The following is a 2,314-nucleotide window of genomic DNA, read 5'->3' as shown; positions in this document are numbered from 1 at the left end:
GTCGTCTCGCGAGCACGCCGTGTGGGCTCTGCAGGACTACGGATTCAAGGCTGTGATCTCCGCCAGGTTCGCCGACATCTTCCGCGGCAACGCCCTCGGCAACGGGCTGTTGCCCGTCACGCTACCCGCCGCGACGGTCGAGGCGCTGGCCAGCCAGGTCGAGGCCGATCCCACCATCGAGATCACCGTTGACCTGGACGCCCGCGAGGTGCGCGCGCCCAGGCTCGTCGCGGCCTTCGAGCTCGACGACTTCACCCGCTGGCGGCTCATGGAGGGGCTGGACGACGTGGGCCTGACATTGCGCCGGCATGACGCCATCACCGCCTTCGAGGCCACCCGGCCCGGTTGGCTGCCCACCACCGTACCGGCCGCGATCGGAACCAGCGAAGAATACTGAATGTTACGAAACACAGGCTATCGGAGGATAGCCGGTATCCTCCCGATGGCTCCGATGATCTAGAAGAGCCGTTGACGTGCATGTTTGTGTCGCGCGACACGCGCATGGGAATTGCCCTAACCGGTGGACATGCCTACGGTGCAGCGCAGTGTGATGCCCGATCTGCTCCCTACCCCGCGCCTGCGGGGGGCGTCCGGAGGTTGTTGTGAACAAGTCCCAGTTGGTTGATCGCATCGCTCAGCAGATCGAGGGCGGGCGATCGAACGCGACCAAGGCCGTCGATGCCGTCTTCGACGCGATTCAGGAGGCCGTATCCGCCGGTGAGAAGGTGACCATTACGGGGTTCGGCGTCTTCGAGCGCGTCGAGCGGGCGGCCCGTACCGGTCGCAACCCCGCAACAGGCGAGCCGGTGCACGTCGCCGCCTCGGTCGTACCGAAGTTCCGGCCCGGCTCGGAGTTCAAGGCCAGCGTCTCCGCCAGCGAGGACCAGTAGGACCAGTAGGCCGAAGGGCATGCGACCATTTATGGTCGCATGCCCGGAGGCTTTGAGAGATCCAGCAGGGCTGGTCATCTGCTGGCGGTTGCCGACCGCGCAGGTCGGCTGCTTGTGGTCAGCACGGCGTCACCCGTCCGGGCGACGCCGTGCCAGTCGGGTCTGTCCTGTGCGCCCGTCCGGGCGGGGTCAGGCGTGCGCCGGCTGCCGCGGGGGCAGGCCCATCAGGTCGGCCTGGTAGTCCGACAGCGGCTCCTGGTCCGGGCCGGTCGACCGCCGGTACCAGGTCCCGTCCGGCCGCAGGATCCAGGCTGCCACGCCGTCGGAGAAGGCGTGGTCGAGCATGGTCTTCAGGGGCCCCTGCTGGGACGGCTGCGCGACCCGTACCAGCGCCTCGATCCGCCGGTCGAGGTTGCGGTGCATCATGTCCGCGCTGCCGATCCAGCACTCCTGCAGCGCGGTGAACTCCAGCACCCTGCTGTGCTCCAGAAAACGGCCCAGGATCGAGCGGACGTGCACCGTCTCCGACAGGCCCGGGACGCCCGGTCGCAGTGCGCAGATCCCGCGGACGAGGCACTGGACGGGTACGCCTTCGCGGGAGGCCCGGTACAGCGCGTCGATGACCTCTTCGTCGACGAGGCTGTTGACCTTGATGCGGATCCCGGACAGGCCGCCCAGGCGCGCCGCCTCGGTCTCCCGCTCGATGCGTTCGATGATCCCGTCCCGCATGAGCTGGGGGGCGACCAGCAGTGAGCGGTACTCGGTCTGGCGGCTGTAACCGGTCAGGACGTTGAACAGGTCGGTGAGGTCGGCGCCGATGTCCGGGTCGGCGGTGAGCAGACCGAGGTCCTCGTACAGACGGGCCGTCTTCGGGTTGTAGTTGCCGGTCCCGATGTGGCAGTAGCGTCGAAGCCCACCGCGTTCCTGGCGGACCACCAGGCATGTCTTGCAGTGGGTCTTCAGCCCGATCAGCCCGTACACGACGTGGCAGCCCGCCCGTTCCAGCTCGCGGGCCCACCGGATGTTCGCGGTCTCGTCGAACCTGGCCTTGATCTCCACCAGGACGACGACCTGCTTGCCGGCCTCGGCGGCGGCGATCAGCGCGTCCACGATGGGGGAGTCACCCGAGGTCCGGTACAGCGTCTGTTTGATGGCCAGCACGTGTGGGTCGGCGGCGGCCTGTTCGATGAAGCGCTGCACCGAGGTGGTGAACGAGTCGTAGGGGTGGTGGACGAGCACGTCGCCCTCACGCAGCGCCGCGAAGAAGTCGACATGATCGTCGGAGGACACCAGTCGCGGGTGGGTCCCTCGCACATGCGGACGGTCTTTGAGCTCCGGGCGGTCGAGTTCGTACAGCGCCCACAGCACCGACAGGTCGAGCAGCCCGCGGACCCGGACAACCTCACGATGGGTGACCTCCAGCT

At 67.8% G+C, this 2,314-nt stretch carries 2 protein-coding genes and 1 pseudogene; 2 read left to right on the top strand and 1 reads right to left on the bottom strand.

Going from position 1 to position 2,314, the window contains the following annotated elements; all coding sequences use genetic code 11:
• Together DD1DGNOD_RS21600 and DD1DGNOD_RS21595 are read left to right on the top strand one after the other, a co-directional pair.
• Nucleotides 1-397: pseudogene (locus tag DD1DGNOD_RS21600) on the top strand (3-isopropylmalate dehydratase small subunit); the annotation flags it as partial.
• Nucleotides 398-602: 205 nt separating this feature from the next.
• Nucleotides 603-890, top strand: coding sequence for an HU family DNA-binding protein (locus DD1DGNOD_RS21595; protein ID WP_131768337.1), 288 nt, complete (start codon nt 603-605; stop codon nt 888-890).
• 189 nt (nt 891-1,079) lie between these two features.
• On the opposite strand, the gene ppk1 is transcribed toward DD1DGNOD_RS21595, so the two are convergent.
• Nucleotides 1,080-2,314: polyphosphate kinase 1 (ppk1, locus tag DD1DGNOD_RS21590; protein WP_131770926.1), on the bottom strand; the 1,235-nt coding region annotated here is incomplete at its 5' end.

This window comes from Candidatus Protofrankia californiensis, from assembly GCF_900634765.1.
Classification (GTDB): Bacteria; Actinomycetota; Actinomycetes; order Frankiales; family Frankiaceae; genus Protofrankia; species Protofrankia californiensis.
Note: the sequence above shows the minus strand (reverse complement) of the source record. Positions and strands in the feature narration are given on the sequence as shown.